This window comes from Pseudogemmobacter lacusdianii (genome assembly GCF_030848395.1).
Lineage (GTDB): Bacteria > Pseudomonadota > Alphaproteobacteria > Rhodobacterales > Rhodobacteraceae > Pseudogemmobacter > Pseudogemmobacter lacusdianii.
Map to the genome: position 1 here is coordinate 1 of NZ_JAVDBT010000037.1, position 4660 is coordinate 4660.

Below are 4660 nucleotides of genomic sequence, written 5' to 3' on the forward strand. Positions count from 1 at the left end.
CTGCGCCGCGCGGCGGGGAGCCCGGCCTTGGCCGGGCTTTTTGTTACTCGGCGGCGATTTTGATCACGGGTTCCATCTTGGCCAAGACCTCGGCTGAGAGGTGGCATTTGATTTGGTGGTCGCCTGCAAGGTGCTGCACCGGCGGCATCACCGTGTCGCAAAGATTGCCGGAGACTTGGGACTTCCAGCGGCAGCGGGTTTGGAAGGGGCAACCGGGGGGCGGGTTGACGGCTGAAGGGATCTCACCTTCGAGCACGATGCGCTCTTTGGTGACGCTTGGATCGGCGATGGGGACAGCCGAGAGCAGCGCCTCGGTATAGGGGTGGTAGGGCGGCGAGAAGACCTGATCGGTCGAGCCCATCTCGACCACATGGCCGAGATACATCACCATCACCCGATCCGAGAGATAGCGCACGATAGAAAGATCATGGCTGATGAAGAGCAAAGTGGTGCGGTTTTCGCGCTGGATCTCCATCAAAAGATCGGTGACGGCGGCCTGCACCGAGACATCGAGCGCCGAGACCGGCTCATCGGCCACCACGACCTTGGCACCACCGGCAAAGGCGCGGGCGATGCCGACGCGCTGCTTTTGCCCGCCCGAGAGCTGGCGCGGCATCCGCTCGGCAAAGGCGCGGGGGAGTTTGACCAGATCGAGAAGTTCGAGCATGCGGTTGTGCCGATCCGCGTCGCTGTCGCCGATGTCGAAGATCTCCAAAGCCCGGATGATCTGGCGGCCGACGCTCATCGACGGGTTCAGCGTGTCGAAGGGGTTTTGGAACACCATCTGCACTTGGGAGATCGTGTCGGCCCCGCGCTTTTGGATCGGGGTCGATTCCACATTCTCGTCAAAGAGCATGATCTGGCCCGAGGTCGCGGTCTCTAGCCCCATCAGCACTTTGGCGAAGGTGGATTTGCCGCAACCAGACTCGCCGACGATGGCAAGGGTCTCGCCCTCGCGCGCCTCGAAGCTGAGGGTTTCATTGGCTTTGACGACCTTTGAGGCGCCGCCGCCGAAGGCCCCGGTCGAGACGTTGTAGTATTTCTTCAGATCCTCCATCTTGAGGACCACCTCGCCCACGGGCAGCTTTTCTTTGGCGACGCGTTTCGCAGGCGGGGCCTGCCAGTCGATCTCGGACCAGCGCAGGCAGCGGCTGGCGTGGCGATCGCCCGGCACCGGCTCCATCGGGATGTCTTGGGCGTCACAGCGCCCGGGCTCAAAATAATCGCAGCGCGGGCCGAAGTTGCAGCCCTTTGGCCGCTCATGCGGCAAGGGGAAGTTGCCGGGGATCGAGATCAGGGGGCGGGCGTTTTTATCAGCCCCCGGCAGCGGGATCGAGCGGAAGAGCGCTTGCGTATAGGGGTGGCGCATCTCGGTGAAGACTTGCGCGACTTGGCCGGTCTCGACCGCCTCGCCGGAATACATCACGCAAAGCCGGTCGCAGACATCCAAGACAAGGCCAAGGTTGTGGCTGATGAAGAGCATCGAGGTGCCGTATTTGGCGCCCAAGGCTTTGACGAGATCGACGATCCCGGCCTCGACCGTCACGTCCAAAGCGGTGGTCGGCTCATCAAGGATCAGCAAAGCAGGCTTTGACATCAAAGCCATGGCGATGACGATGCGCTGCTGTTGGCCGCCCGAGAGCTGATGCGGATAGGCGTTGAGGATGCGGTCAGGGTCGGGCAGGCGCACATCGGCGACGATCTGGCGCGCCAGCGCCCAAGCCTCGGCCTTCTTCATGCCCTGATGGATCATCGGCACTTCGGCCAGCTGCGCGCCGATCTTCATTGCGGGGTTCAGGCTCGCCATCGGCTCTTGGTAGATCATCGCGATCTCAGAGCCGCGGATCTTTTGCAGCTCGGCCTCGGACAGGGTGGTGAGATCGCGGCCTTTGAACTTGATCGATCCCGCAACGATGCGGCCATTCTTGCCAAGATCACGCATCACGGCCAGCGCCACGGTGCTCTTACCGCAGCCGGATTCGCCCACGAGCCCCATCGCCTCACCGGCCATGACCTTGCAAGAGAAGTCCATCACCGCAGGGATTTCGCGCGCGCGGGTGAAGAAGGAGATCGAGAGGTTTTCGATCTCGAGGATGGGTTGTGTCGGGTCCCAGGGTTCCATGGGGTCATTCCTTTGGAAGGGGGCGGGACCGGGGGGCTTCACGCCCCCCGGACCCCCCGTGGGATATTTAAGGACAGAAAATGATCGCGGCGGGCCGCATCAGTCTTTCAGGCTTTCTTCGCGCAGACCGTCGGCGAGGAGATTGAGGCCAAGGACAAGGCTCATCAGTGCGATGGCGGGGACGATAGCGGGATGCGGGAAGACCGACAGGAGCCTGCGGCCCGCGTTGATGGTCGAGCCCCAATCCGGGCTTTCGGGGCTGACGCCGAGGCCGAAGAAGCCCAAGGTTCCGAGAAGGATCGCGGTATAGCCGATGCGCAGGCAGAAATCGACGATCAGCGGGCCGCGGGCATTGGGCAGGATTTCCCACAGCATGATGTACCACGAGGTCTCGCCCCGGGTTTGCCCTGCCGCCACATAGTCGCGCGCTTTGATATCCATCACGAGGCCGCGCACGATGCGGAACACACCGGGCGAGTTCACAAAGACCACCGAGACGAAGACATTGAGCATATTGGGCTCCATCGACCAGATGCCCAAGGGGTCTTGGTTGAAGGCAAGTCCGACATAGGCCCAAAGCCCGATCACCAGCGCGACGCCGAGGTAGAGGTTGCGGCGGCTGGGGTTGGTGCGGTAGCGCGCGTTGATCAAGATGGTGACGAAGATCACCGGGAAGAGGAAGAGGACGGCGGCCAGATACATCGGGATGCCGGTCTCAACGATCTCGGGCGTCACCAGGAGGTAGAACAGGAGGATCACCGGGAAGGCCAGCACCAGATTGGCAAAGAACGACAAGAGCGTGTCGAGCTTGCCGCCCTTATAGCCCGCAGGCAGGCCTAAGGTGATGCCGACCATGAAGGCAAAGATCGTCGCGGCTGGCGCGATTTGCAGCACGCGTTGCGCGCCCATCACCATGCGGCTGAAGACATCGCGGGCCAGATGGTCGCCGCCGAAGAGATACCAGCTGAATTGGCCTTCAGCCCCGGATTTCAGCGCCGAACCGGGTACGGCGTTTTTCATCCCCGAAAGCTGCGCCAGCGGATCATGGGTGACGATCAGAGCGGCGAAGATGGCGGTGAAGACCCAAAAGAGCACGATGGCAAGGCCAAACATACCCACCGGGCTGTCCATCAGCTTGCCATAAAGCCCAAGGCGGCGCTTGAAGCGGATCGAGAGCGTGAAGCTCAAGATCAGCGCCAGCCATACCGGCCAAAAGCGCAAAGCTGCCCAGCCAAGGATGCCCTTGGAGGTGCCGGGCAGCACGAAGCCTGCAAGGCCGATCAGCAAGGCGGCAACCAAGATGATGCCAAGCGCCACTTGCGCCGCCAGATCCAGCGTTGGGCCAAGCCCACGGCGGCGGGCGGTGAGCGTAGCACCTCCGGCGGGCAAAGCATCAGCACCACTGACCCAAGCGAAGAATGAGACCAGTGCCCGCGCGATCACGGCGGCGATTAAGACGATGGCGGCGACATTCATCACCGGCAGAAGATAGGGGCCAAGCGCGCCGGTCCAGCTGAGGTTTTCCATGGCGTGTCCTCCTTATGCCAGACGGATGCGGGGGTTCAGGAAGACATAGCCGATGTCCGAGATCAGCTGCGTCACCAGCACCACGAAGACCGCCACCACCGAACAAGCCAGCAGCATATTGATGTCATTGTTGCCGGCGGCTTGGACCAGGGTCCAGCCAAAGCCTTTGTAGTTGTAAAGCGTCTCGACGATCACAACGCCGTTCAAAAGCCACGGGAATTGCAGCATAATCACCGTGAAGGGCGCGATCAGCGCATTGCGCAGCGCATGTTTCATCACCACCTCGCGGAAGCCCACACCCTTCAGCCGCGCGGTGCGGATATATTGCTGGGTCATCACCTCGGTCATCGAAGCGCGGGTCATCCGGGCGATATAGCCGATGCCGTAAAGCGCGATCGTCATCACCGGCAGGCCGAAGTTCCAGAAGGTGAGGCCGTCCATGGCGCTGGTGGCGGTGCCTTGGAAGAGGGTCTTGCCCTCTATCCAGCCCATCTCGGCCAGCACGGGCGAGATCCCGGCGGTGGCCGAGGCGAGAAGGGCGATGAAAATGACGCCCGAGACATATTCTGGGGTGGCGGTGGTGGCGATGGCGAAGGTGGAGAGCACCCGGTCGGTGCGGCTGCCCTCGCGCATGCCGGCCAAGACGCCCAAGGCCAGCGAGGTCGGCACCATGACGATCATCACCCAAAGCATCAGCCAGCCGGTGTAGGAGAGGCTGCGGCTGAGGACCTCGGCCACGGGTTGTTTGAAGACGGTGGACCAACCCCAATCGCCTTGCAAAACGCCGCAATAGCTTGGCGGCTCTTCGCCGGGGGCGATGCGGTTGAGACAGCGCCCGGTGATTTTGCCGGTGGCATCGGTGCGGGTCCAGCCGGGCAGGACCCCAAGCCATTCGCCGTACCGGGTTAGGACCGAGCTGGAAAAGCCATTGCCCTCAAGCCAGCTTTCCACCTGCTCATCCGTCATCCGCGCGGAAGCTTCTGATTTGGCAAGCTTTTCAAGGTTCGGCGG

General features: G+C 62.3%; 3 protein-coding genes. All 3 read right to left on the minus strand.

The genetic code is table 11. The annotated features are described in order from the left end of the window. Nucleotides 1–43: 43 nt before the first annotated feature. On the minus strand, nt 44–2122 hold the full coding sequence (locus Q9295_RS17880; RefSeq protein ID WP_306681946.1) for a dipeptide ABC transporter ATP-binding protein: 2079 nt from the start codon (nt 2120–2122) through the stop codon (nt 44–46). A 99-nt stretch (nt 2123–2221) separates the two neighbouring features. After that, a complete protein-coding gene (locus Q9295_RS17885; protein ID WP_306681947.1) occupies nt 2222–3649 on the minus strand; it encodes an ABC transporter permease in 1428 nt (475 codons plus the stop codon). A gap of 12 nt (nt 3650–3661) precedes the next feature. Beyond that, nucleotides 3662–4660: ABC transporter permease (locus Q9295_RS17890; RefSeq protein ID WP_306681948.1), on the minus strand; the 999-nt coding region annotated here is incomplete at its 5' end.

What these genes read in the sequence shown, in the direction of transcription:
- Q9295_RS17880 (WP_306681946.1), bottom strand. Translation starts at nt 2,122, where the DNA reads ATGGAACCCTGGGACCCGACACAACCCATCCTCGAGATCGAAAACCTC.
- Q9295_RS17885 (WP_306681947.1), bottom strand. Translation starts at nt 3,649, where the DNA reads ATGGAAAACCTCAGCTGGACCGGCGCGCTTGGCCCCTATCTTCTGCCG.